General features: G+C 46.1%; 24 protein-coding genes. 15 read left to right on the forward strand and 9 right to left on the reverse strand.

All coding sequences use genetic code 11. The features are described from left to right. Positions 1 to 841: 841 nt before the first annotated feature. Positions 842 to 1,075, reverse strand: coding sequence for a DUF378 domain-containing protein (locus GKZ89_RS19815; protein ID WP_155114143.1), 234 nt, complete (start codon positions 1,073 to 1,075; stop codon positions 842 to 844). 185 nt (positions 1,076 to 1,260) lie between these two features. On the opposite strand from GKZ89_RS19815, the gene GKZ89_RS19820 reads away from it, so the two are divergent. Next, on the forward strand, positions 1,261 to 2,424 hold the full coding sequence (locus GKZ89_RS19820) for an iron-containing alcohol dehydrogenase (protein ID WP_155114144.1): 1,164 nt from the start codon (positions 1,261 to 1,263) through the stop codon (positions 2,422 to 2,424). A gap of 41 nt (positions 2,425 to 2,465) precedes the next feature. Here the strand turns inward: GKZ89_RS19820 and GKZ89_RS19825 are convergent, their stop codons facing one another. Continuing rightward, a complete protein-coding gene (locus tag GKZ89_RS19825) occupies positions 2,466 to 2,981 on the reverse strand; it encodes a GNAT family N-acetyltransferase (RefSeq protein ID WP_155114145.1) in 516 nt (171 codons plus the stop codon). Positions 2,982 to 3,166: 185 nt separating this feature from the next. Here GKZ89_RS19825 and GKZ89_RS19830 point away from each other — a divergent pair, with 185 nt between their 5' ends. Together GKZ89_RS19830 and GKZ89_RS19835 are read left to right on the forward strand one after the other, a co-directional pair. After that, positions 3,167 to 4,516, forward strand: a complete 1,350-nt coding sequence (locus GKZ89_RS19830; protein WP_155114146.1) for a glucose-6-phosphate isomerase — start codon at positions 3,167 to 3,169, stop codon at positions 4,514 to 4,516. Positions 4,517 to 5,014: 498 nt separating this feature from the next. Beyond that, positions 5,015 to 5,416: a YugN-like family protein gene (locus GKZ89_RS19835; protein ID WP_155114147.1), complete on the forward strand. Its 402-nt coding sequence runs from the start codon at positions 5,015 to 5,017 to the stop codon at positions 5,414 to 5,416. 40 nt (positions 5,417 to 5,456) lie between these two features. On the opposite strand, the gene GKZ89_RS19840 is transcribed toward GKZ89_RS19835, so the two are convergent. Both GKZ89_RS19840 and GKZ89_RS19845 read right to left on the reverse strand, forming a co-directional pair. Beyond that, a complete protein-coding gene (locus GKZ89_RS19840; protein ID WP_155114148.1) occupies positions 5,457 to 6,446 on the reverse strand; it encodes a potassium channel family protein in 990 nt (329 codons plus the stop codon). Then, positions 6,443 to 6,700 (reverse strand): protein mistic, encoded by a 258-nt coding sequence (locus tag GKZ89_RS19845; protein ID WP_162357130.1) that lies wholly within the window; start codon positions 6,698 to 6,700, stop codon positions 6,443 to 6,445. The genes GKZ89_RS19840 and GKZ89_RS19845 overlap by 4 nt, the downstream gene beginning before the upstream one ends. Before the next feature lie 176 nt (positions 6,701 to 6,876). Here GKZ89_RS19845 and GKZ89_RS19850 point away from each other — a divergent pair, with 176 nt between their 5' ends. The 8 genes from GKZ89_RS19850 to GKZ89_RS19890 all read left to right on the forward strand — a co-directional run bounded on the left by GKZ89_RS19850 (position 6,877) and on the right by GKZ89_RS19890 (position 17,615). Further along, positions 6,877 to 8,196: a hemolysin family protein gene (locus GKZ89_RS19850; protein ID WP_155114150.1), complete on the forward strand. Its 1,320-nt coding sequence runs from the start codon at positions 6,877 to 6,879 to the stop codon at positions 8,194 to 8,196. 85 nt (positions 8,197 to 8,281) lie between these two features. Then, positions 8,282 to 9,517 (forward strand): dicarboxylate/amino acid:cation symporter, encoded by a 1,236-nt coding sequence (locus GKZ89_RS19855; RefSeq protein WP_155114151.1) that lies wholly within the window; start codon positions 8,282 to 8,284, stop codon positions 9,515 to 9,517. Between the two features lie 446 nt (positions 9,518 to 9,963). Beyond that, a complete protein-coding gene (locus GKZ89_RS19860; protein ID WP_155114152.1) occupies positions 9,964 to 11,628 on the forward strand; it encodes a glycoside hydrolase family 13 protein in 1,665 nt (554 codons plus the stop codon). Between the two features lie 178 nt (positions 11,629 to 11,806). Then, entirely contained in the window at positions 11,807 to 13,429 is a 1,623-nt protein-coding gene (locus tag GKZ89_RS19870) for a GGDEF domain-containing response regulator (protein WP_155114153.1), read from the forward strand. A 72-nt stretch (positions 13,430 to 13,501) separates the two neighbouring features. Beyond that, on the forward strand, positions 13,502 to 13,867 hold the full coding sequence (locus GKZ89_RS19875) for a response regulator transcription factor (RefSeq protein WP_155114154.1): 366 nt from the start codon (positions 13,502 to 13,504) through the stop codon (positions 13,865 to 13,867). Continuing rightward, entirely contained in the window at positions 13,864 to 16,752 is a 2,889-nt protein-coding gene (locus GKZ89_RS19880; protein ID WP_155114155.1) for an ATP-binding protein, read from the forward strand. Before GKZ89_RS19875 ends, GKZ89_RS19880 begins: the two co-directional genes overlap by 4 nt. A gap of 144 nt (positions 16,753 to 16,896) precedes the next feature. Continuing rightward, a complete protein-coding gene (locus GKZ89_RS19885; protein ID WP_155114156.1) occupies positions 16,897 to 17,295 on the forward strand; it encodes a secondary thiamine-phosphate synthase enzyme YjbQ in 399 nt (132 codons plus the stop codon). A gap of 65 nt (positions 17,296 to 17,360) precedes the next feature. Further along, the gene (locus tag GKZ89_RS19890) at positions 17,361 to 17,615 is read left to right on the forward strand and encodes a hypothetical protein (RefSeq protein WP_155114157.1); all 255 of its coding nucleotides are present in this window, start codon (positions 17,361 to 17,363) and stop codon (positions 17,613 to 17,615) included. Here GKZ89_RS19890 and GKZ89_RS19895 read toward each other — a convergent pair. Beyond that, entirely contained in the window at positions 17,612 to 18,430 is an 819-nt protein-coding gene (locus GKZ89_RS19895; protein ID WP_162357132.1) for a protein-glutamine gamma-glutamyltransferase, read from the reverse strand. The genes GKZ89_RS19890 and GKZ89_RS19895 overlap by 4 nt on opposite strands. Before the next feature lie 174 nt (positions 18,431 to 18,604). On the opposite strand from GKZ89_RS19895, the gene GKZ89_RS19900 reads away from it, so the two are divergent. Beyond that, positions 18,605 to 19,990, forward strand: coding sequence for an L-cystine transporter (locus GKZ89_RS19900; protein WP_155114159.1), 1,386 nt, complete (start codon positions 18,605 to 18,607; stop codon positions 19,988 to 19,990). Between the two features lie 153 nt (positions 19,991 to 20,143). After that, positions 20,144 to 20,485 carry a DUF3243 domain-containing protein gene (locus GKZ89_RS19905; protein ID WP_155114160.1) on the forward strand — a complete coding sequence of 114 codons (342 nt, stop codon included), beginning with the start codon at positions 20,144 to 20,146 and terminating at the stop codon, positions 20,483 to 20,485. A gap of 54 nt (positions 20,486 to 20,539) precedes the next feature. Here GKZ89_RS19905 and GKZ89_RS19910 read toward each other — a convergent pair whose 3' ends face one another. Continuing rightward, a complete protein-coding gene (locus tag GKZ89_RS19910; RefSeq protein ID WP_155114161.1) occupies positions 20,540 to 21,199 on the reverse strand; it encodes a type 1 glutamine amidotransferase domain-containing protein in 660 nt (219 codons plus the stop codon). 132 nt (positions 21,200 to 21,331) lie between these two features. On the opposite strand from GKZ89_RS19910, the gene GKZ89_RS19915 reads away from it, so the two are divergent. Beyond that, positions 21,332 to 22,075: an alpha/beta hydrolase gene (locus tag GKZ89_RS19915; RefSeq protein ID WP_155114162.1), complete on the forward strand. Its 744-nt coding sequence runs from the start codon at positions 21,332 to 21,334 to the stop codon at positions 22,073 to 22,075. Between the two features lie 13 nt (positions 22,076 to 22,088). On the opposite strand, the gene GKZ89_RS19920 is transcribed toward GKZ89_RS19915, so the two are convergent. Next, entirely contained in the window at positions 22,089 to 23,216 is a 1,128-nt protein-coding gene (locus GKZ89_RS19920) for an MFS transporter (RefSeq protein WP_155114163.1), read from the reverse strand. A 33-nt stretch (positions 23,217 to 23,249) separates the two neighbouring features. Then, on the reverse strand, positions 23,250 to 23,669 hold the full coding sequence (locus GKZ89_RS19925) for a MerR family transcriptional regulator (protein ID WP_155114164.1): 420 nt from the start codon (positions 23,667 to 23,669) through the stop codon (positions 23,250 to 23,252). Positions 23,670 to 23,799: 130 nt separating this feature from the next. On the opposite strand from GKZ89_RS19925, the gene sspJ reads away from it, so the two are divergent. Next, a complete protein-coding gene (gene sspJ, locus GKZ89_RS19930) occupies positions 23,800 to 23,943 on the forward strand; it encodes a small acid-soluble spore protein SspJ (protein WP_155114165.1) in 144 nt (47 codons plus the stop codon). Positions 23,944 to 24,037: 94 nt separating this feature from the next. On the opposite strand, the gene GKZ89_RS21100 is transcribed toward sspJ, so the two are convergent. Beyond that, a partial coding sequence (locus tag GKZ89_RS21100; protein ID WP_206672158.1) for a hypothetical protein occupies positions 24,038 to 24,243 on the reverse strand: 206 nt, incomplete at its 5' end.

Consider the following 24,243-nt stretch of genomic DNA (forward strand, 5'->3'; position numbering starts at 1 on the left):
GGTTCGGTCTCAGACGCAGCTATTTTCGGAGAAACCACTCCAAAGAAGCCATTCGGGAGCAAATAGCGTCTCCTAAGACCGAAAACTGTGAAAAGGACCGGTAATTAGCAAAATAACGTCTCCTGAGACCGAAAGCCAAGCGACTGGTCTCCAGGGACGTTATTTCTTTATGGAAACCGCTTACATGAGCCGGTTCGGTCTCAGACGCAGCTATTTTCGGAGAAACCACTCCAAAGAAGCCATTCGGGAGCAAATAGCGTCTCCTAAGACCGAAAACTGTGAAAAGGACCGGTAATTAGCAAAATAACGTCTCCTGAGACCGAAAGCCAAGCGACCGGTCTCCAGGGACGTTATTTCTTTATGGAAACCGCTTACATGAGCCGGTTCGGTCTCAGACGCAGCTATTTTCGGTGAAACCGCTGAAAAAAAGCCGTTCGACAGCAAATAGCGTCTCCTGAGACCGAAAACTGTAAAAAGGGCCGATAACCAGCAAAATAGTGTCCCTTGAGACCGAAAGCCAAGCGACCGGTCTCCAGGTACGTTATTTCCGTTGTGAAACCGCTTACACCGAAAAGTTCGGTCTCAGACGCAGCTATTTTCGGAGAAACCGCTCAAAAGAAGCCATTCGGGAGCAAATAGCGTCTCCTGAGACCGAACACCGCGAAACGCACCGATAACCAGCAAAATAACGTCCCCTGAGACCGCAAGCCAAGCGACCAATCCCCTCAAGCGCTATTAAATCAAGCAGCACACAGTTACCCAACCTGCATAAAACAACAAAGCCCCCCAAATGCCGGAGCATTCGGAGGGCTTCACCGGGGCTTGATCAGACCCAATATACTTATCTTACTTCCGGTTTAGGACCGGTGCGGCCAAGCTCGGCGGCCGGCTTGAACAGCAGTCCAATGTTGATGAGTCCTGCGATTCCTACTAAGCCGTAAATGATTCTGGAAAGAGCTGCATTTTGTCCTCCGAAGATGGCGGCAACCAAATCAAATTGGAAGAATCCGATCAATCCCCAGTTGACAGCTCCTATGATAGTAAGTACAAGTGCTGCGCGCTGAATTCCACTCATGTGTTAAACCTCCTGTTTTTCATTTACTTCCATGCATTATTAACTTGCGGAATCCGAAAAAAAATATTCACGAGGTTCTGATAAAATAACAAAAATTGCAGAATCTATCCGTGAAGCGCATTTCTTTACAAAAAGATAGGAGAAGGCGGATAATACAGTTGAAAAAGTAAAGGAGGCAATAAATCATGGAGAATTTTACATATTACAATCCAACAAAACTGATTTTCGGCAGAGACCAGCTGGAGCAGTTAAAGAATGAACTTCCGAGATACGGAAACAAAGTGCTTCTTGTGTACGGAGGGGGCAGCATCAAGCGCAGCGGCTTATATGATAAGGTCCTTTCAGTATTGAAGGAGATGGGTTCTGAAGTATCAGAGCTTGCCGGAGTGGAACCGAATCCCCGCCTTACAACTGTTAGAAAAGGCGTGGATATCTGTAAAACAGAAGGTATTGAAGTGATTCTGGCAGTAGGGGGCGGAAGTGTAATTGACTGCACAAAAGCCATTGCGGCCGGAGCGAAATATGACGGGGATGCTTGGGATATTGTAACCAAAAAGCATATGCCTGAAGCAGCTCTTCCGTTTGGAACGGTTTTAACCTTGGCGGCAACCGGTTCTGAGATGAATGACGGTTCTGTTATCACCAATTGGGAGACACAGGAAAAGTACGGCTGGGGCAGCCCGCTCACTTTCCCTAAATTCTCAATTCTTGATCCGGTAAACACGTTCACTGTTCCTAAGGATCATACTGTGTACGGAATTGTCGATATGATGTCCCATGTATTCGAGCAGTATTTCCACCGTGCAAAAAACACACCGCTTCAGGACCGCATGTGTGAATCGGTCTTGAAAACCGTTATGGAAGCAGCTCCAAAGCTAATTGAAGACCTGGAAAATTATGAGCTTAGAGAAACGATTCTTTACAATGGAACGATTGCGTTGAATGGAATGCTGCAAATGGGAGCACCTGGAGACTGGGCATCCCATAATATTGAGCACGCTGTTTCCGCAGTATACGATATTCCGCATGCGGGCGGACTTGCAATCCTTTTCCCTAACTGGATGAAGCACAACCTGAATACAGATGTCAGCCGCTTTAAACAGCTGGCGGTCCGTGTATTTGACGTAGATCCAGAAGGCAAAACGGATGAAGAAACGGCATTGGAAGGCATCAGCCGTCTCCGTGATTTCTGGAGCAGCCTCGGTGCACCTACCCGTCTTGCTGATTATAATATCAATGAAGAGAACATTGATTTAATGGCAGATAAAGCTATGATCAATGGGGAATTCGGACGTTTCAATCCTCTGAAAAAACAGGATGTTGTTGATATTCTGCAAGCGTCACTTTAAAAGTGCTATCTAAAAATCACCCGTTCAGACGGGTGATTTTTTTATTTCCTCTTTATAAAAAAAGCCATTGTGATCATATCAGCATAGGTGCCATCCCGGTAGCGGATTTCATTACGCATTCTTCCCTCTTCCTTAAACCCCATCTGTTCATATAGCTGGATTGCTTTTTTATTATTCGAAAATACCTCTAGCGTAATTTTTTCAAGTCCTTGCTGAGATGTGCACCATTCCATCATTGTGCGCATCAGCTGCCCGCCGATTCCTTTTCCGTGCTGGGATTTTATGACCGATATGCCGAATGAACAGACATGACTCCGCCTGATCCTTACATGGCGGCTGACACTGAGCATTCCAACAAGGCTTTTTCCGGAGAAGGCAAGAAGGATCATGCCTCCGTCTTTATACGTTTGCCTGATCCAATACTCTTCATTTTCTAAAGAAGGCCTGTACTCATGTCCCTCGCTGATCATAAAAGGGGTCTCATTCAACGTTTTTTTAATATGACTGCTCAATTTATAAGCATCTGCTTCTGCAGCAAACCGGATAATCGTTCTCATGGCTCCCTCCGCATCTGCATATCATCTGGATTTTTCCAGCTCTCTATAAATGTACCAGCTTTTCACAGGCAATAAAAAGAAAATTTCCAGATGTTATCGCTTACACTCATGGCTTGGCTTGATTTAAGAATACACTTTGGTTAAAGTGTAAGAGGGAAATATTTTAGAATCGGAGGCTGAAAACAATGACACATGTACGTTTTGATTACTCAAAAGCACTGTCATTTTTCAACGAGCATGAAGTTACATACTTGCGTGAGTTTGTTAAATCTGCGCATCATTCCATACACGAAAAAACAGGAGCCGGAAGCGACTTTTTAGGATGGGTGGATCTGCCGGCCAATTATGATAAGGAAGAATTCAGCCGCATCCAAAAGAGTGCAGCTAAAATTAAAGAAGATTCCGATGTCCTTGTTGTAATCGGAATTGGCGGTTCTTACCTCGGGGCACGTGCTGCGATCGAAATGCTAAACCATTCTTTCTACAATGTTCTTTCAAAAGAAGACCGTAAGACACCTCAGGTCGTCTTTGCAGGGAATAACATCAGTTCTTCCTATATGAAGGACCTGATGGATGTGCTGAAAGATAAAGATTTCTCCATCAACGTTATTTCTAAATCCGGAACAACTACTGAGCCTGCTCTTGCTTTCCGGATCTTCCGCAAGCTGCTGGAAGAAAAGTACGGAAAAGAAGAAGCACGGACACGGATTTACGCCACTACTGACAAAGCGCGCGGAGCACTTAAAACGCTCGCGGACGAGGAAGGCTATGAAAGCTTCGTTATCCCGGATGATGTGGGCGGACGCTATTCTGTTCTTACAGCAGTCGGCCTGCTTCCGATCGCAGCAGCCGGCAACGACATCGAAGCGATGATGAAAGGCGCAGCAGACGCGATGAACGATTTCTCAAGCGCTGAGCTTGAAGAGAACCCTGCATATCAATATGCTGCGGTCCGAAACGTTCTTTACAGCAAAGGCAAAACGATTGAAATGCTGATCAACTATGAGCCGGGTCTGCAATACTTCTCTGAATGGTGGAAGCAGCTGTTCGGCGAAAGTGAAGGAAAAGACCAAAAAGGAATTTTCCCTTCCTCTGCCAACTTCTCGACAGACCTGCATTCTCTTGGACAATATGTTCAGGAAGGCCGCAGAGACCTGTTCGAAACGGTCCTGAACGTCGAAACATCCCGTCATGAGCTGCTGATCGAAGAAGAAGAAAACGATCTGGACGGATTGAATTACCTGGCAGGCAAAAATGTAGACTTCGTCAACAAGCGTGCTTTCGAAGGAACAATGCTAGCCCACACAGACGGAGACGTTCCTAACCTGATCGTAAATGTGCCGGAAATGAACGCCTACACATTTGGATACCTTGTTTACTTCTTCGAAAAAGCCTGTGCAATTAGCGGTTACCTCCTGGGAGTGAACCCATTCGACCAGCCTGGAGTAGAAGCATACAAAGTGAACATGTTCGCCCTCCTCGGAAAACCTGGTTTTGAAGAGAAGAAAGCGGAACTGGAAAAACGTCTAAAATAAAAGAGAAACAGCGGATTCCCTGAGGGGACCGCTGTTTTTTGTTTTTAGGATGCTTGATGGTGCACTGACCCCACTTGCTTTAAAGCAGCAGGGGAACAAGCGCCAGCCGCCCAGTCCCTTTCCAGCCAGCATATTGAAGGAAGCGGGGACGGAGCTTTAGTACTTTAGCAGAACTGGGGTCAGAGCATTGCACTGACCCCACATGCTTTAAAGCAGCAGGGGAACAAGCACCAGCTGCCAAATCCCTTTCCTGCCAGCACATTGAAGGATGGGGGGACGGAGCTTTAGTGCTTTAGCAGAACTGGGGTCAGAGCAAAAATTTGAACTAACAAGATACAAGTTCGAACTCAGTACAAACCCAGCACAAGTTCCGACCCAATACACTCCAGCACCAACCCAGCACAACCCCCTCCCCCCTAAGCAAACCACCCCAATCCTGACCGCGTCCGCATGAAAGCATCTCTTATGGAGACCATAAGGATAAAAAGGGGTGATCCCATGATTGAGATTCCTTCAAAGCTTGAGGGGGAGCAATACAGTTTGTTTGATCTGGAAAGCGAGCTGAAGCCGCTTGGGTATTCGATTGGCGGGGGCTGGGATTATGAGAAGGGTTTTTTTGATTATAAGATTGACGATGAGGTTGGCTATCAGTATTTAAGGGTGCCGTTTACTGCATCGAGTGGGGCGCTGGATTCGCGGAATACATCTGTTGCGATCGGCCGTCCGTTTCTGCTGTCTCATAAATACCAGATTGGTCTTGATGATCATGCGCGGGTCGGGAATTTTCAGGCTTCATTCAATCAGTTTTCCGAACCGCAGGATAAGGATGCTTCATTTCCCGAGGAATATATTGATGTGGGGAAAGCACTGGTTAAAGAGCTGGAGGAGCTGCTGCTGTAAAAGCCGGAGATTTTCCGGCTTTTTTTAGTGGAGAGCAATGTTAGTCCCCTTTAAATAAGATAGCCTGGTCGCCTGAGTGTATCTGGAATTCCGGAGCAGGGCTGAAAATCAATTGTTCTCCGCGTTTTATGCCGATTAGAACACTGCTCGTTTCCATATACTCAATGCTTAGATTTTTAAAATCCGATGCGGTCACGTTTTTCGGGATTTCTTGTACTTCAATGTGCTTGCCTTCCCCCGGATTGATCATTTCCATGCTTTCTTTGATGGAGTGATGGTGAAGGATGCCGTTAACGAGGATGTGGCTCGAGAGCTCGTATGTTTTGACAACTTCATCGGCACCGGCCCGTCCGGCGTTGGCTGCCTGGTGGGCGGTTTGAATTTCAGCAATCGTGTAGGTTTCAGGGTTGAGTCCTTTCACTCCGAGGATGACTAGAATGGTTTGCATGTCTGCTTCTGTTTCGTTTTTATAGTGATCAGAGGTTATGACGACACATGCCGCTTCTGCTGTGTTTGCTTTTTCGAGAGTGGAATCTAAAATAGGGGAGCCGTTGACAAAATGGATATTGCCAAACGGGCTTTCCTCCAGAGACTGATCGATCAGGACTATCTGTGAAGAAGGCTGTGCTTTTTGCATCGAACGAATGATTTCGGCTGCTCTAGCGTTCCAGCCTACGATGACGGTATGCCCGTTATTTTTATACATCAATCTCCCCCGCTTATAGCTATGCTGCAGTTCAACGGCTGCAGCGGAAAATGTGGCAAAGAAGGCAGTCGCAAAAGCAGCCCCGAGAAGAATGATCAGCATTCCGGCAGCCTTTCCCGGCAGTGTTACAGGAACGAGATCACCAAAGCCGACCGTTGATATGGTCACGACGGTCCACCATAATCCGTCAAGGATGGTATGGAAGGTTTGCGGTTCGATGAGGGTCATCGCATATCCGAAGAAAAAGATCAGTAACAGAACAAATAAGGCGATTCTGCCGTAAACCGGAATCCGCTGCCAGACAGCCAGGAAAGAACGGATCATTCTGTTCCCTTTTTCATCGTGCTCTCAGGAAAGGAGAGGAATTCCTTAAGGAGCAGGTTGATTTTCTCTGTGACCTGATCCTCTCCGTATAACTCCACTGCTCTGCTGATGGCTGCTTCTGTCTCTTTTGAAAATGTAATGAGCGGCTTATCTTCTTCCGATTGGTTGTAGAGCTGGATGAAAACATCCAGTGCTTCATTCATTTCGTCAATCGCGCTGCTCAACTGGTCTTTCTCTTTGCCGGATATTTTCACAGCCTTCACCTTCCTGCTTTGCCCTATAAACCGTAGTATGTGCAGTTTTTGCAGTCTTCTCTCCGGATAGATGCTAAAAAGATTGCAGAAACTAGCCTGAGTGGATAAGAGGCGTGGAACCTTTCGGGGAAGAACAGGGCCTCTCTGGAAAGAACATAATAGGAGGGCATGCCCTGATGATTGCTGTTAATTTATTATTAGTTGCGTTGCTGATTGCAGCGACTGCCTTTTTCGTCGCAACGGAATTTGCTGTCGTCAAGGTACGCAAATCAAGGATTGATCAGCTGATTGCAGAAGGCAATCCAAAGGCTGTTTATGCTGAAAAAGCCATTGCAAATTTAGATGAAACGCTTTCCGCTTGCCAGCTTGGCATCACCATCACTGCCCTTGGTCTGGGGTGGCTTGGAGAACCGACGGTGGAAAAGCTGCTGCACCCGCTCTTTGAAAAAGCAGCGATCGGGGAACCAATCGCTTCGGTTTTGTCATTCGTTATCGCCTTTGCAACCGTTACCTTTCTGCATGTTGTCATTGGCGAACTAGCTCCTAAAACCATCGCGATCCAAAAGGCTGAGGCTGTTACTCTTACCTTTGCGCGGGCGCTGCTGCTGTTTTATAAAATCATGTATCCGTTCATTAAAACGCTGAATGGTTCTGCGCGGATTCTTGTGAAGATGTTTGGATTTCACCAGGCATCTGAGCATGAGGTGGCTCATAGTGAAGAAGAATTGAGGATCATCCTGTCTGAGAGCTTTGAAAAGGGTGAGATCAACCAATCTGAATATAAGTATGTGAATAAGATTTTCGAATTTGATAACCGGCTGGCGAAGGAAATTATGGTTCCGAGGACGGAAATGGTCACTGTAGAGATGGAATCAGAGCTTTTGGAGAATATGGAGATCATGCGCAATGAGCGGTACACCCGGTACCCGGTTCAAGGAGAGGATAAAGATAACATCGTAGGCATCATCAATATAAAAGAGGCCTTTCATTCGCTGTATCTGGACAGGGAAACAAAGATGAAAGATTTAATCCGTCCTGTTATTAAAGTAATTGAAACCATTCCTATACAGGATTTGCTGATCCGCATGCAGAAAGACCGGATCCATCTGGCTATACTTGTAGATGAATACGGAGGAACAGCGGGGCTTGTTACGGTAGAGGATATTGTAGAGGAAATTGTTGGAGATATCCGGGATGAGTTTGATGCTGACGAACAGCCGTATTTACGGAAGCTGGGGGAAGGCCATTATATAGCGGACGGGAAAATTCTGCTGGAAGAAGTGAATGATCTGCTTGGAACTGAACTCGAAGAGGATGAAGTCGATACGCTTGGAGGCTGGATGCTGACGCATAAAACGGAGATCAGGCAGGGGGAATCCATTTCTGCTGATGGCCTGCATTTGCTTGTGATGGAAATGGAGGGCCACCATATTAAACTGATCGAGATGAAGCAGGTTAAAGAACCTGTGCAGGAGGAAGAACGGGAGGATTGCTGACTAAAAGGATTGAAATCCCCTCTGTTATCTGATAGCATTATTCTGTTCTTTTGCATTTATAGAGATAGCAGATGGAGGTTCTTTTATGAAAGCTTACCGCTTTCCGATTATTTTATTATCTTCCATTATTATAGGCGGGATAATCGGAGTACTATTCGGAGAAAAAGCCATGGTGTTAAAGCCGTTTGGCGATGTTTTCCTTAATGCCATGTTTACCGTTGTCGTTCCATTGGTTTTCTTTACAATTTCTGCTTCCATAGCTAAAATGGGCGGGACGAAGCGTCTTGGGAAAATCATGGGCAGCATGCTCGGGGTCTTCCTCTTTACAGGCCTGATCGCAGCACTTTATATGCTGGCAGTAGTATCAGTTTTCCCTCCGGCTGAAGGAGTGAAGATGGAATTTGAAACACCTGAGGCCGTTGAAGAAGTAAGTCTTGCTGATCAGATTGTCAGTACGTTTACCGTCCCTGATTTTGCTGATTTATTTTCCAGAAGCAACATGCTTTCATTAATTGTGTTCTCGGTCCTTCTCGGAATCGCTGTATCGGCGATTGGAGAAAAAGGAAAGCCGTTCTCCGCTTTTCTGACTTCAGGATCAGAGGTCATGATGAAAATTGTTTCCTACATTATGTATTATGCTCCAATTGGTTTAGGAGCTTATTTCGCCACGCTTGTCGGCCAGTACGGTCCCATGCTGCTCGGAACTTACTTTAAATCAGGAATCATTTATTATGTCTCCTCCTTTATTTACTTTGCCGCAGCCTTTACCTTTTTTGCATTTTTAGCAGGCAAGATGAGGGGAGTCAGAGTGTTCTGGAAGAATATGCTTTCTCCGACGGTCACTTCTCTGGCAACCTGCTCAAGTGCTGCTTCTATACCCGTTAACCTTGAAGCGACGAAAAAGATGGGCATCGCACCGGATATTAGAGAAACTACTATTCCGTTAGGCGCAGCCCTTCATAAGGATGGATCTGTTCTTGGCGGTGTACTGAAGATTGTCTTTTTATTCGGGATCTTCGGGAAGGATTTCTCCGGTTTTGGCACCATCACCAGTGTAATTCTTGTAGCCATCCTGGTAGGAACCGTAATGGGGGCCATTCCAAGCGGCGGTATGATTGGCGAAATGCTGATTTTGTCCCTGTACGGTTTTCCTCCGGAAGCTCTTCCAATTATTGCAGCGATTTCCACGATTATTGATCCGCCAGCTACGATGCTGAATGTTACCGGCGACAACGCTGCAAGCATGATGGTTTCAAGAGCGGTGGAAGGCAAAGATTGGATGAAAAAGCAGGCTGAAAAAATCCTTACCAAAACGGCCTGACTGATTCAACCATATGATGAAAGAAACCCCTGAAGAGGCTGCCTGCCTTTCAGGGTTTTTTTGACGATATCCTTTTCAGGAAGCAGTCCGGGAAGTTCCAATCAAACTAGTAAAATTTCCTTTCAGAAAATATGTTCAATCTTTAACATTTTTAGAGTATAATATGGGAGGAGCAAGGCCGGATTCATATGTAAAAGGCTTTGTTCAGGCAGAAAGCTCTTTTATGGAACCGTTAAATGTAAGCGAATACTTAGAAGGACAGCTTGTTCTTAAAATAAGGCAATGTTAAGGCAAACACTTGCTGATTGCAGCGGAGGGCGCGGGATTCTGAACAGGTGAGACACCCGGAAGCAGGCTCAACGCCCGCCCAGGGACAAGCAAGCGGCCGCCAGCAGGATGCAACGAACAGCCGGATTTAACAGAGCTTAAATAAAAGGAGTGGCAAGATGAAACGCATTTGGTGGAAAGAAGCAGTCGCTTATCAAATCTATCCGAGAAGCTTTATGGATTCGAACGGAGATGGAATCGGCGACATTAAAGGAATTATCAGCAAGCTTGATTATTTGAAGGATCTTGGAATCGATGTCATATGGATCTGCCCGATTTTCACATCGCCTAACGCGGACAATGGCTATGATATCAGTGATTACCAGGATATTATGGAAGATTTCGGTACGATGGAGGATTTTGACCTGCTGCTGAAAGAAGTTCACGCCCGCGGCATGAAGCTGATCCTGGATCTCGTAGTCAATCACTCGAGCGACGAACATCCATGGTTTATCGAATCCCGCTCTTCCAAAGATAATCCTAAAAGAGACTGGTACATTTGGAGAGACGGCAAGGATGGAAAAGAGCCGAATAACTGGGAAAGCATTTTCAGCGGTTCTTCTTGGGAATATGATGAAAAAACAGAGCAGTATTACCTGCACGTGTTTGCAGCAAAGCAGCCGGATCTGAACTGGAAAAACAAAGAGATGCGGACAGCAGTCTACGATATGATCAACTGGTGGCTTGATAAAGGCATCGATGGTTTCCGTGTGGATGCTATTTCACATATCAACAAGAAGGAAAACTTCCCGGATCTTCCGAATCCGCATGGCTTGGATTATGTATCCTCTTTCGACTATCACATGAATGTCGATGGAATTATGGAGTATTTAACGGAGCTGAAAGCGCAAACGTTTGCGCGTTATGACATCATGACAGTCGGCGAAGCGAATGGGGTCGGTCTGGATCAGGCCGAAGCATGGGTTGGAGACGAAGAGGGAATCTTCAATATGATCTTCCAATTTGAGCACCTCAATTTATGGGATAATGGCACGGAAGGCCATGTGGACCTCGTTGAATTAAAGCAGACATTGACGAAATGGCAGAAAGGTCTGCAGGGAAGCGGCTGGAACGCACTTTTCCTTGAAAACCATGATCAGCCCCGTTCTGTATCTACATGGGGCAATGACCAGGAGTATTTGACGGAGAGTGCAAAGGCACTTGCAGCAATGTACTTTTTGATGCAGGGAACACCGTTCATTTATCAGGGGCAGGAGCTTGGAATGACAAATGTACGCTTCCCGTCCATCCAGGATTATGACGATGTGGCGATGAAGAACCTGTATAAATTTGAAACAGAAAAAGGGCGGCCGCATCAGGAAATCATGGAAATTATCTGGCTGAAAGGCCGTGATAACTCACGTACCCCGATGCAATGGAATAATGAAAAGAATGCCGGCTTTACTACTGGTACTCCATGGTTCGGCATCAATGATAACTATGAAACCATCAATGTTGAAAAGCAATTGACAGATTCGGATTCAGTCTATCATTTCTTCAAAGACCTGATCAAAATCAGAAAAGAGCACGAAGTTTTCGTTTATGGAGATTATGATCTGATCCTGCCTGAAGACAAACAAATTTATGGATATACGAGAACTCTGGGAGCTCAGAAAGCACTTATTCTAAGCAACATCAGCGCAAAGCCGGCATTTTACCAATATAGCAAGCTGCCGCTTTCAAGTGAGGCGCTGCTCCTTTCGAACTATGAATGTGCTTCACATAAACATGTGACAGCGGAAACGCTGAAACCGTACGAAACCCGTGTCTATCTTTTTGCGTAATAACATGGTATATTCTGCCTGGGCTGAAGCTTTTCTTTTCAGAAGAGGGAACAGCGGCTCATTAAGCAGACCTTAAAGGCTCAGCTTTCTGGGCCTTTTTTTGTTCTACCTCAGACACAGGAAGTGAAATGATTTAACCGGTAAAATAAGGTTGAGCACATTGTAAGGAGATTAATAGATGGAAAAATATAAAGTAAAGCTGCTAGGGAACATAAGAACGAAGCTGAAGACCTGGTTTGAGGAAGCAGAAGCGATCGAGAAGGAGGACCTGTATAAGTTTCTTCATTCGCTTGCGGGAACGGCCCCCACTATTGGGTACCTGGAAATCGGAGAGATTGCAGGGCGCTTATTAATGGAGCTTGAACAATCAAAGACAGGGGTCTGGAGCAGAGAAAGCATTCAGGTCTTTTTATCCCCGCTTCTGGCAGCTGCATATGAGGCTGATTCATCCGGACGCTTAGACCTTACCGCTGAAAAAGAACCTGCTGACGGGGAAAAGGATTTAATTATGCTGATCGATGACGATCCTGCTCTGATCATGTTTTTAAAAGAGGAGCTGGAGAAGAATCAGTTTGCTGTAATGGCTTTTACAAGCCCTCAGAAAGCGCTGAAGGCATTATTTGATCTGGATCCATGCTGTGTGATTATGGATGTGCATATGAAAGGAAAAAGCGGACTCGAAATTCTGGAAGAGTTTAAGCAGTATATTCATTTCCGGTTTATTCCATCCATCATGATCAGCGTAGACAATTCAAAGGAAACGAGAATGAGAAGCTACGAGCTGGATGCGGATGATTTTATTCAGAAGCCCTTTGAAATCGATGAATTCATCCTTCGGGTGAGAAGACTTGTCAAAAGAAAAAAGCAATTGAGGGAACTGATCATGCTTGATGAATTGACAAAGGTATACACTCGTAAGCATTTAAAACCGGCCTTTGAACGGGTTTCAAGCCAGATGGAACGGGAACAGCTGCCGTTCAGTGCTGCGATGATTGATCTGGATCATTTTAAATCAATTAATGACAGATACGGACATTTAACGGGCGATCATGTCCTGTCTCAGTTTGCCGAAGTCTTGAAGAATAACCTGCGTACAGGAGACCTTCCTTTCAGGTATGGCGGTGAGGAGTTTTTTGTGTTATTCCCCAGAACGGATCATCATACAGCCAAACATGTTCTCGACCGTCTGCTGGAGCAGTTTGAGCAGGAGGTCTTTTCATCTGCCGGGGAGACTCTTACTGTTTCCTTTTCTGCAGGCATTTCGGATGCTTCAGCCTGCAGGGGATTCGAGCATACAGTAAAAGCTGCGGATCATGCACTGTACGAAGCCAAAAGGATGGGCAGAGCGAGAGTGATCCTGGCAAAAGGAAACGAAGATGTTGAGCCTGTGAAAAAAGCAGTGCGTTTTGCCATAGTGGATGACGATCCCATTATTCGAAGTGTGCTGCAGGATTATCTGCGGAATTCCAGCTTGAACAGCGAAGTTTCGCTGACAGTGGAAACGTATAAAAATGGAGCAGCCTTTCTGAGTTCTGGGTGGCATTTGAAGATGCCGGAACTGCCCTCCTTTATTATCTTGGATGGAGTGATGCCGGAATTGGATGGTGTGGAGGTCCTGAAAAGCATCCGGAGCCTGGATGACCAGGAACGCTTCACCATCGTCATGCTGACAGGGAGGACAAGTGAAGAGGACATGGCTGAAGCCTTGAGGCTGGGGGCAGATGATTATTTGACCAAGCCATTTAAGCTGAAGGAAATGGAATCGAGGCTGCTCAGGCTTATAAAAAAAGTCAGCAGCTGAACCCGTTAAGGTTTGTGGGGACTGTGCCGATATTAAACAGGGAAACATTGCTCAGCAAAGGGGGAGCTGCTTATGTCACGCATATTGCTTGCAGAGGATGAAGAAATACTTAGAATGCTCATTTCTGATACTCTTGAAGATGATGGCTATGAGCTGGATGAGGCTCAAGATGGAGAAGAAGCACTGAAGAAAATGATTGCAGAAGAATATGATTTGATTTTGCTTGATTATATGATGCCTGTTTATACGGGGCTTGAAGTAATTGAAAGAGTTAGGTCCGTACCGGAGCGGAGAGATGTGAAGATTCTCATGCTCAGTGCCAAAAGTCAAATGGCCGATCAGCAGGCAGCCCTTCAAGCAGGCGCGGATTACTTTATGGCAAAGCCGTTCAGTCCCATCCAGCTGTCTGAAAAAGTGGGGGAGATTCTCAGAAAATGAAACGTGTAAAAAAAAGCCTGACCAGGCAGTTCAGCTATCTTTCCATTTCGGTACTGCTGATCTGCATCTTACTTTTCGCCGTCTTTATCCTGATTCAAAATCAGGCGGCATCTGCCTTCAAGGAATCCAATAAGAGATTGAATGCAAAAGAAAACCTTTCGATCGAGATAGATTATGGGTATAACCTTGCCATTTCCGAACTGAGGGCCTATTTCTCTTTTGGAAACGGGGGCCGGGAAACGACTTATAAAGAAAACATGACCAGTCAGCAGAAAAATGTCAGCACAGCTCTTAAAGAGTTTGAAAAAATCGGGACAGAGCAAGAGGATCAAGCTTTTATTAAAGCAGCACAAGATTTTTACGATTACTATTTTGTACAAACCGTTCCGAAGGCTATCAGTCTCTATGAATCCGGCAATCTGGGCGGAGTAGCAGCACTTGCGCAGGACGGCGGTTCTGATAATGTGCGGAACTTCCAGAATAGCATGAAAGAATACAGACTCAATCTTGACCGCGGTCTTGAAGAGAATGAGAACCGGTACCTGCAGGGTGTGCAGAACAGACAAGTTGCTTTCGTACTCATTTTAGCGGTGCTTCTCGGGATAATGTCAGCGGTGATCCGGTTTCTTACGAAGAAAATCAGCAGGCCGCTTTCCGAACTGACAGAGGCGGCAGGGAAAATCGCCGCTGGCCAGGAAGTGCTGTTTGAGAGCCGGCATTCAAGAGATGATGAGCTTGGGGTGCTGAACAAGGCTTTTGAAAAGATGAGCTACAGTATTTATGAAAAAGAACAGGATTTAAATGCTCAAAATGAAGAGCTGATCGCGCAGCAGGATGAGCTGCAGGCACAGCAGGCTGAACTTGAGGAGCTTCTGGATCAGATGAGGGACCGGGAACAGCAGCTCCGCCTCCGGAATGACCTGATCAACGGCATCTCCAATACGCTGGATAAACAGGAGCTGCTTCAAAGCATCATCAGCACCTTAGCTCCGATGGCGGGAGCAGATAAAGCCATAATTGTCTTATTGAACGGAGAAAGGGAGTATGCTTCTTCGGGCGTTTCAGAACAGGAGGCCGATCACCTGCTCACCCATCTGGAATCCGGATTCGTTCAAAAGCTGAAAGAAACCCGCTGTCCGTTTTCTGTAAAGCGGCTGCTCACTTCTTCAGAAAAAGGCTTTCATCTTGAAGCCCTGTATGGTTTTGACTTATATGTTCCCATTTTTACTTCTCACGGAGAGCTTGAGGCCATCCTTCTCTTTACGAAGTACAGTCAGGCTTTCCAGCAGGAAGAAATGGAAAACTACATGACTCTTGCAAAGAATATTACCATATCTTTGGAAAAAATCAGGCTCTATGAACAAACCGAAGAGGAAAGACAGCTGACCCAGGATATGATGAATACCGTACATGAGGGAATTCAGCTTGTTGATACAAGAGGAACGATTCTTTCTTTTAATGAAAAAATGCTGGAAATGATGACCGGATGGGAACAGCTCCCATCGGAAGGAGATTCCTTTGCAGGATGGATTTCCTCCTTTGAGCCTCATATTGAAGAGCAGGCAGCGTTCAGGTCATTTTTCCAAAAGGCAATCTTCGGAGAAGCAGCCCCGGGAGGCAGCAGTGATTCCTTCACGTATCAGCTGCGAGGAGTGGAAGGCATGCAGGTGGTAAAAGTGTATCTGGAACCGTTGTACAGGATGGAACACCGCATTGGTACAGTCATTGTCCACCGTGATATAACGAAAGAATATGAAGTGGACAAGATGAAATCTGAATTTGTCAGCACAGTAAGCCATGAACTGAGGACTCCGCTCGCGAGTGTTCTTGGCTTTACAGAGCTGATGCTTCATAAAGAACTCAAGCCTGAACGCCAGAAAAAGTATTTAGCCACCATTCTCCAGGAAGCAAAGCGGCTAACGTCGCTGATCAATGACTTCCTTGATGTGCAGCGCATGGAATCAGGGAAGCAGACGTATGAAAAAAAATATGATGATCTGTACCCGCTTCTGCAGCAAATCGCAGAGCTTCAGCAAATTCAGGCCCCTGACCATCAGATCCGGATTGAAAGAAGCACCGAACAGACGGTGGTGCTCGGAGACAGGGAGAAATTGTCCCAGGTGTTCCGCAATCTTGTCAGCAATGCGGTCAAGTACTCTCCGCAAGGGGGCAGCATCAGCATCCGATTATACGAAGAAGAAAAGCATTTGAATATAGCGGTAAAAGACGATGGGCTCGGCATTCCCGGGGAGTCCATGGACAAGCTCTTCAATAAATTCTACCGTGTAGACAACTCCGACCGGAGAAGAATCGGCGGAACTGGTCTGGGTCTTGCGATCGTCAGAGAAATCGTGAAAGCCCATGAAGGATCGATTGAGGTTCAATCTGAGCTCGGAAAAGGAAGTACCTTTACAGTCCGGCTGCCGCTCATCATTCAGGCAATCCATGAGGTCCAGGAGGAGAGCGAAACCCATAAGGCTTACACGAATGTCATCATTATTGAGGACGACTTGAATCTTGCAAACCTCCTTAAAACAGAATTGGAGGAAAGCCGGTTCAGGGTAGAAATATTCAGCAGCGGAAAAGAGGCGCTCATCCAAATCAGGGAGCAGCGCCCGGACGCAGTGGTTCTCGATATTATGCTGGACGACCCCGCTTATACGGGCTGGGATCTGCTGAAAGAAGTCAAAAATTGCGACCAGCTGAAACATATCCCGATCTTTATCTCCTCTGCACTTGAAGAAAAGGAAAAGGGACTGGGGCTTGGTGCGGACGACTACCTGATCAAGCCGTATCAGCCGGGCCTGCTGTCCAGACTGATCCTGCAAACCCTTCTTCAAAGAGATTTGAACGGGCAGATTTTAATACCGGAAGGAAACAAGTAAGAGATAAGCTGCCGGCAGTGCCGGCAGCGTTTTTTGTGCTGCAGGCAGATAGCTTGGCCCCCGCATCATTCGGCACGGTCTTTCTGAATGGGTTTAATCCTGCCTCCATTGTGTTATTAAGTAAGAAATAGAGGAGGGAGCGCCATGAACAAACACACCATCCGCACAAAAGAACAGGATGAGATGATTGAAATTACGGATCTCGCCCAAAAAGAGATTCAGATGTCAGATGCAGAGTCGGGTTTTGTATTTGTATACTGTCCGCATACAACAGCCGGCATCACCATTAATGAGAATGCGGATCCTGATGTGAAGCGTGATATGCTGGAGCGGTTCAGACAGGTTTATCCTTGGGAAGTGGATACAGACCGGCATGCGGAGGGAAATACAGCTGCACATATGAAGGCGAGTACGGTGGGAGCATCTGAACACATTCGATTTGAGAAGGGAAAGGTAATCCTTGGCAGATGGCAGGGGATTTATTTTTGCGAATTTGACGGCCCGCGGACTCGTGAAGTAATGCTCAAGGTCATTCCGGATTAGTTTTTACCAGCACATTACAGCTTGCATCCTGAGTCCAGTGTCATACACTGAAGAGGGTGATAATTATGGAGATTGTTGATTACTCCTATAAAAAAAGAGGAAATGTTGAGTTTGTTTTTTCTCCTTTTCCGCATTCCAGGGTCCTGCTCTCCCCGATTAAAAACTACTTTTTCGTCCGGTATGTAAAATGGGATGATCGGGATCCCATTGTCGAAAGAGCGGATCTGGAGCATATGGAATGGCTGGTGAATAAACATTTTGGGCTTGAGGCCTGGTACCGGCGCAGAAAGGTGTTCAAGCTGCCGGCTGACCCGGATTAATGTGCCTGTACTGTACTCCCAATGCGCGATATAATTTTCCGTTCCTGGTAGTAGACAGGCAGCCCGCTGCTGTTCGCCGGACTGAAAAAGTACAAATATTTGAAGTCCGGCCTCGTAGTCTGAGACATAAGATAGGCGGACCTTGCAGAGCCTGGATAGCGGTATTGATTCAGGCTTTTTATAACGCCCTCTGCATCTTTAATGCCCATCCCATGACCGAAAAACTCCTTGTTTCCAAGCATTATCGTATTTTCGCCCCTCCACTGCGGATAGATTTCATCGAAATCGGGATTATTAAAATAGAGACAGTCTCCAGGTATAAAGTCGTTCCCCCTTTGGGTCCGGATATTCAGATCCTCATCATGCCTCCAGTCTCTTAAAATAATTTCCCTGAATAAACGGTCAAATGCTTTAGGACCAAGACTATCGAGAGCTGCTTTATAAAAAAGGATGACAATCGCCGTTGCGCATTCAAAGGCATAGAATTTCCCGTTCGAAAAAATGTCCCTGATGCCGGCTGAAGCGGGAACGCCGTACCGTAAAATAAATGCGCCCCTCTCAGTCAGTATCCAGAGGGCAGGGTTGCATCTTGACGTTTCAAAAGTAGCAAACTCTGCCCCGCTGTATGCAAGAGCCCTGGACGCTTCAATCAGTCTGCTTCTCATGTTCAGCTCAAATGAAAATTGTTCCCTGTTCACAAAAACATATTTTTCATCATACCTCGCCATGTTCCGGAGCATTTCTTTTTGTACTGCTGACTTTGCTTCCTTTTTCAGTGATTGTTCAGTCATTTCTTTGTTCTGGATGAGTATCAAAGTCATTCTCCTTTCTGAAGGCATGTGGTTTATTATATGCCGCCGTCCATTCAGGGCATCATGTACGATGAGATTAATAAAGTGACAATTGCATATAATCTGTGTAAAATAAGAAAGTCTTTAATTATTCCTACTTATTCGATTGGAATAATAAAATGTGTGGGAGGAAAATGTATGGGCTTTGTAATCCTTAATATTCTTGTATTGCTCTTGATTATTGCAGGTCTTTATTTCATGCAGAAAAAGCATCTCTCTTTTTCTAAAAGAGTGTTTGCTGCTCTTGGAATTGGGATTGTGTTCGGATTTGCTCTGCAGTTAGCTTACGGAGCAGAGTCGGAAGCACTCGCTTCAACCATTGACTGGTTCGGTATTGTAGGAGATGGGTATGTAAAACTGCTGCAGATGATTGTTATGCCGCTTGTATTCATTTCGATTGTCGCGGCATTTACCCGTCTTAAGCTTTCAGCGAATATCGGGAAGATCAGTGGTTTAATTCTAGCTGTGCTGCTTGGTACAGCAGCGATATCTGCCGCTGTGGGAATTGCTGCCGCCGCAGGATTCGGCCTGGAAGCCATTCAAATTGAACAAGGGGACGCGGAGACAGAAAGAGCGGCCCAGCTGGAAGAGAAATTTGCGGAAGTAGAAGGGCAGACCTTCCCTCAAAAGGTTGTAGAACTGCTGCCGGCCAATCCGTTTCTTGATCTGACCGGAGAACGTCCTTCATCCACCATTGCAGTTGTCATCTTCGCAGCATTCATCGGGATGGCTTTCCTTGGAGTAAAAAGAAAGCAGCCTGAGCAGGCAGAAATGTTCTCTAAAATCGTGGATGCGCTATATGCCATTGTTATGAGAATTGTGACCCTGATTCTGCGCCTGACTCCATACGGGGTTCTGGCCATCATGACTTCGACAGTAGCACTCAGTGATTTTGACTCGATCCTGAAGCTCGGCAAATTTGTTCTTGCTTCTTATGCAGCACTTGCTGTGATGTTTATCATCCATTTAATCATTCTCGCCGTTTTCGGCCTGAATCCGATTACGTATGTCAGAAAAATCATCCCTGTTCTGACGTTTGCCTTTACGTCAAGATCCAGTGCCGGAACTTTGCCTCTTAACGTGAAGACACAGACGAAGAAACTCGGTGTTCCTGAGGGAATCGCAAACTTTGCCGGTTCGTTCGGATTAACCATCGGCCAAAATGGGTGTGCGGGGATTTATCCTGCCATGCTCGCGGTCATGATTGCCCCGACTCAGAATATTAATCCGTTAGACCCGTCCTTTATTTTCACATTGATTGTCGTTGTCGTTATTAGCTCATTCGGAGTAGCAGGGGTTGGCGGCGGTGCGACATTTGCAGCCATTCTGGTCTTGTCGACCATGAATCTGCCAGTGGCACTTGCAGGACTGCTGATTTCCGTTGAACCGCTTATCGACATGGGCAGAACAGCTCTGAACGTCAGCGGAAGCATGACGGCCGGCCTTGTAACAAGCAAGGCTGTGAAGGAGCACGATTCAGACGTCTACAATGACCGCAGTGCGGAAACATCTGAAGCTTATTAAGAAGTAAATGATCGATAGTGAAACCGGAACTGCCTTGGAGCATTTCCGGTTTTTTTTGCAGTATTTAGACGCAAATCGAGCAAACTGACAGGGTTTTAAGAGAGGCAGGAAGGGAAAGGATATATAGCAGCATAAAAAGAAGGGATGATGAGCATGTCAGAAAAAAATCATATGATTGATCGGACAGGAGATCTGAATACAGGAGAAGTCGAGGATGTTGTCAGCCGGATCGGCGAGGATAAGCAGGAAGAAATTCTTCATAATTTCGATGGCTTTAAAACCTATCTTCAGGAAAAAGTGGATGTCGGCAAGCGAATCGGATTAAGCGAAGAACAGCTTGCCAACACAACGGAACGGATTGCGAATTACCTGGCCGAACACGTTGAACCGAAAAACAGAGAAGAATACCTGTTAAAAGAGCTTTGGAAATCCGGAAACAAAGACCAGCAGCATGCTTTAGCCCACATGCTTTTAAATATGGTGGAGAAGGAATAGCGTCAAAAAAAGTACTTCCGGATTCCGGAAGTACTTTTTTGTATACGGATTGGCTTATCCTTTAACGGCTTCTGCAAAGGCGGCGGCAGCTGATTGGCTGCTTTGTGGATTCTGGCCGGTCACAAAGCGCGTGTCGCTTACTGTGTGATCCGAATAGGCCGCTGCTCCTTCAAATTTGGCACCCTGTTCCCGCAATTTAGATTCGAGAAGAAATGGCATGAGGGAATCAAGCCCAGTTTGCTGCTCTTCTTCATTGGTAAAGCCGGTGAGCCGGACCCCATCTACAAGCCATTTGCCATTCGACAGCTTCGTGTTGACAAAACCTGCCGGTCCATGGCAAACTGCACCAATTACTTTATTGTTTTCTGCGAAGTAGACGAGCGCTTTTTGGAGATCCGGGTTATCCGGCAAGTCGAACATCGTGCCGTGTCCTCCCGGAAGGAAAATCCCATTATAGTCATTAACATTAACAGCTGACAGCACCTCGGTATTCTGAAGCATGGCGATAGCATCATCCCACTCATCCGGCGGCATGCCATCCACACTGTTCGGATCAATTGGAATGCGCCCGCCATTCGGGCTCGCTGCACTTACCTGAAAACCGCTGTTCATAAATTCGATATATGGCTCAGCAAATTCGCCTAACCATAATCCGGTTTCATGTTCTTCATCGATTTGACTGGAGTTTGTGACAACCATTAGTATTTTTTTCATTCTAATCCCCTCCTTGAGGCTGCTTCATCATATATTTAACCTTAATCGCACAAATGTAATCGTCCTTTTCCATCTTGGGAAGAAGGATGGGTATAGTAAGGGCAGAAGACTGTAAAAAAGGAGCACGTATGTATGAAAAAATGGATCAGAATTATTGCAGTACTTTTTGCGGCCGCTCTCGTTGTATTGGCAGCAGCCGGGTTCGTCTGGAGCCGGTTCACCTATAAGCCTTCCTCCCTCCAGAAAGAGCTCGTCACCGTACAGGCAAGCGAAGAGAATGACAGCCTGTTTTTTCAACCGGCGGAACGGTCAGAAGCAGCCATCGGGGTGATCATCTATCCAGGGGCAAAAGTAGAGCCTGAAGCTTATTCCTATCTTGGGCAGGAGCTTGCGGAGAGGGGAATTGCTGCAGCGATTCCAAAAATGCCTTTTCATTTTGCGATTTTCGGGGCAAATAAGGCGGAAGCTGTCATCGCGGCACACCCTGAAATCAAAAAGTGGTACATTGGCGGACATTCTTTAGGAGGAGTGGCAGCTGCGGGATTTGCCGGAAAAAATCAGGATCAGATCAGCGGAATCTTTTTTCTCGCTTCCTATCCGGCTGAGTCAGATAATTTAGCGAATACGGATCTCGATGTACTATCCATTTATGGAACGAAGGACGGCTTGACATCCTTAAAGGACATTGAAGATTCAAAGGCTTACCTTCCGGATGATGCACGGTTTGCTGAAATACAGGGCGGCAACCATGCGCAGTTTGGCCTGTACGGAAAGCAAAAAGGAGATAACGGTCCCTCTCTGCCTGCAAAGGAGCAGCAGGATGTGGTGGTTGATGAGCTTGAAAAATGGATAAAAGCAGGGAGCTTACAGCAGTAAGCTCCCTGAACCATTATTTTTTATTCCGCCATGCTGTGATAAACAGAGCTGCTGCAACGGTAATGCCGGCAACAAGAAACGGTGTTTTTGCTCCGGCAGACTGCCCGAGGATTCCGGAAAAGACAGGTGCAAAAGCTGCTCCGAGCCAGCGCAGGAAGTTATATCCCCCTGATATCACGTTCCGCTCAAAAGGAGCTTCCATTACGTGGCTTGTAAACAAAGCGTTGTTTAAGCCTGAAACAAGTCCTGAAGCAACAATGATGGCAATCATCACCGGGGTCGAACTGACCGTGAACAGGAGAAGCAGCAGGACAAGAAACACTCCAAGTGTAACCGGTAAAATTTGTTTCGCTGTCCACTTTTTCTCCAAAATATGGCTCAGTCCGGCAGAGCCGTAGGCAAGCAGCAGCCCCCATCCGAAGAACACCAGGCCAATCTGAACAGGATTTAAGTGGATGACTAGGGGAGAATAGGCAAGAACGACGAAAAATGCATAGTAGTAAAGCATACCGGCAACAGATGTTGCAACAAAAGGCTTGTGAAGGAATAACTGTTTTAATTCTTTCAACCCTGCAGGCTTGCGCTTTTGTTTATTTCCCGGCTCATAGACGAAAAGTAAAACAAGTAAAAAGGCGATGAAAATCAGCATTCCAGTTCCCATGAAAGGGAATCTCCAGGAGAAGCCGCCAAGCAGTCCCCCTAAAAGCGGTCCTGCGGCCATTCCAAGTCCAATTGCAGCTTCATAAAGACCAACTGCTTTATGGGAGTCCGATGACAGAGCAATCAAAAGTGTCATAGCGGTTGCAAAAAAGAAGGAATTCCCAAGTCCCCATCCGGCTCTGAAAATAGACAGACCGGCAATATCTCCTGATACAGAGCAAAGCAAGGCGAATACGGTTACCACACCCAGACCGATCACCATCATGCGCTTATCACCGAACCGGCTTGCGAGCAATCCGGCCGGAATCATCATAATGGCCATGGTCAGGAGGTAGGCAGTGAAAAGCATTTCCACCTGCCAGTGAGTCGCCCCGATTTGTTCTGCTATGACAGGCAGGATCGGATCCACTACCCCAATGCCCATAAAAGCAAGAAAAGTTGCAAGAACCGTAATATTCCGGGCAAAAATCTGTTTCTTCATATAAAAACTCCTAACATCTTCTTGATGAATAAATTAAAGCTGTTTTTTTACATTCTCCGCCTTCTCCTGAAGTTGAATGAGCTCCTCTTTAAACTCCTGCATCCGCTCCATTTTCAAATCAATCATGCTGATCTGCTCAGTTAAACCATCGTAAATATGATCAAGCTCTTCTTTTTGCTTACTCAAGTCAACTGAGTGAAGGTAATCGTCACGATGATGCTGAATTTTCTCCCTCAGTCTGACAAAATCCTGAAGCTCCTGAAGGGAAAAACCAAGTACATCCTTTGCCAGGACAACCTTCTTCAGCCGGTCCAGGTCCTCTTCACTGTAAAGGCGTGTTCCGCCCTCTGTCCGTTCCGGCTCCTGAATCAGCCCGAGCTCCTCATAATAGCGAATCGTCCTCTTCGTCAAACCCGTTTCTTTCGCAGCATCTTCAATTTTAAATTTTTTCATCCGCATCAACCCTTTCCTTTTTATAACCTTAACGTTAACGTTAGGTTTTGTCAAAAGACAGACTTACGCTGAATAATTGGTGCATGTTCTCCTCATATTAAAGATACATCCATCCATAGGAGGTGAGCTCATGGGTATTTTCGGGAAAGATAAAAAATCAGAACAACATAACGACGGACAGGCTCTTCAATCAGCTTTGAACGAAGCAGAACAAGCTCTTCAAGGAGACCCGCTTAAAGAAGCGGTCGAAAAGAAGAAAAACAATCACAGATAAGCTTTCAGCAAACAGCGGCGGCAGACCTGCCCGGATTGGTGTCGGTACACCTTCAAAACCGGCAGGTCTTATCCTGCTGCCCGGCAGATAACGTTTAATTTTGCGACAAGGTCTGGTTGCGGCATGAAATCTCTTTTTTAAAAGCCACGAGAATCCGAGTTTTGGCACATAAAAGATGAATGGCACAAAGGAATGGCACGTAAAGTTGAGCTTGCGGCACGACCCCTCTTTCAAACGGCACGAAAACCCCCAGTTTTGGCACGCAAAAGAAGAATGGCACGCAACCAGGTGGGAGTGGCA

It is taken from the genome of Metabacillus mangrovi, from assembly GCF_009711125.1.
Classification (GTDB): domain Bacteria; phylum Bacillota; class Bacilli; order Bacillales; family Bacillaceae; genus Metabacillus_B; species Metabacillus_B mangrovi.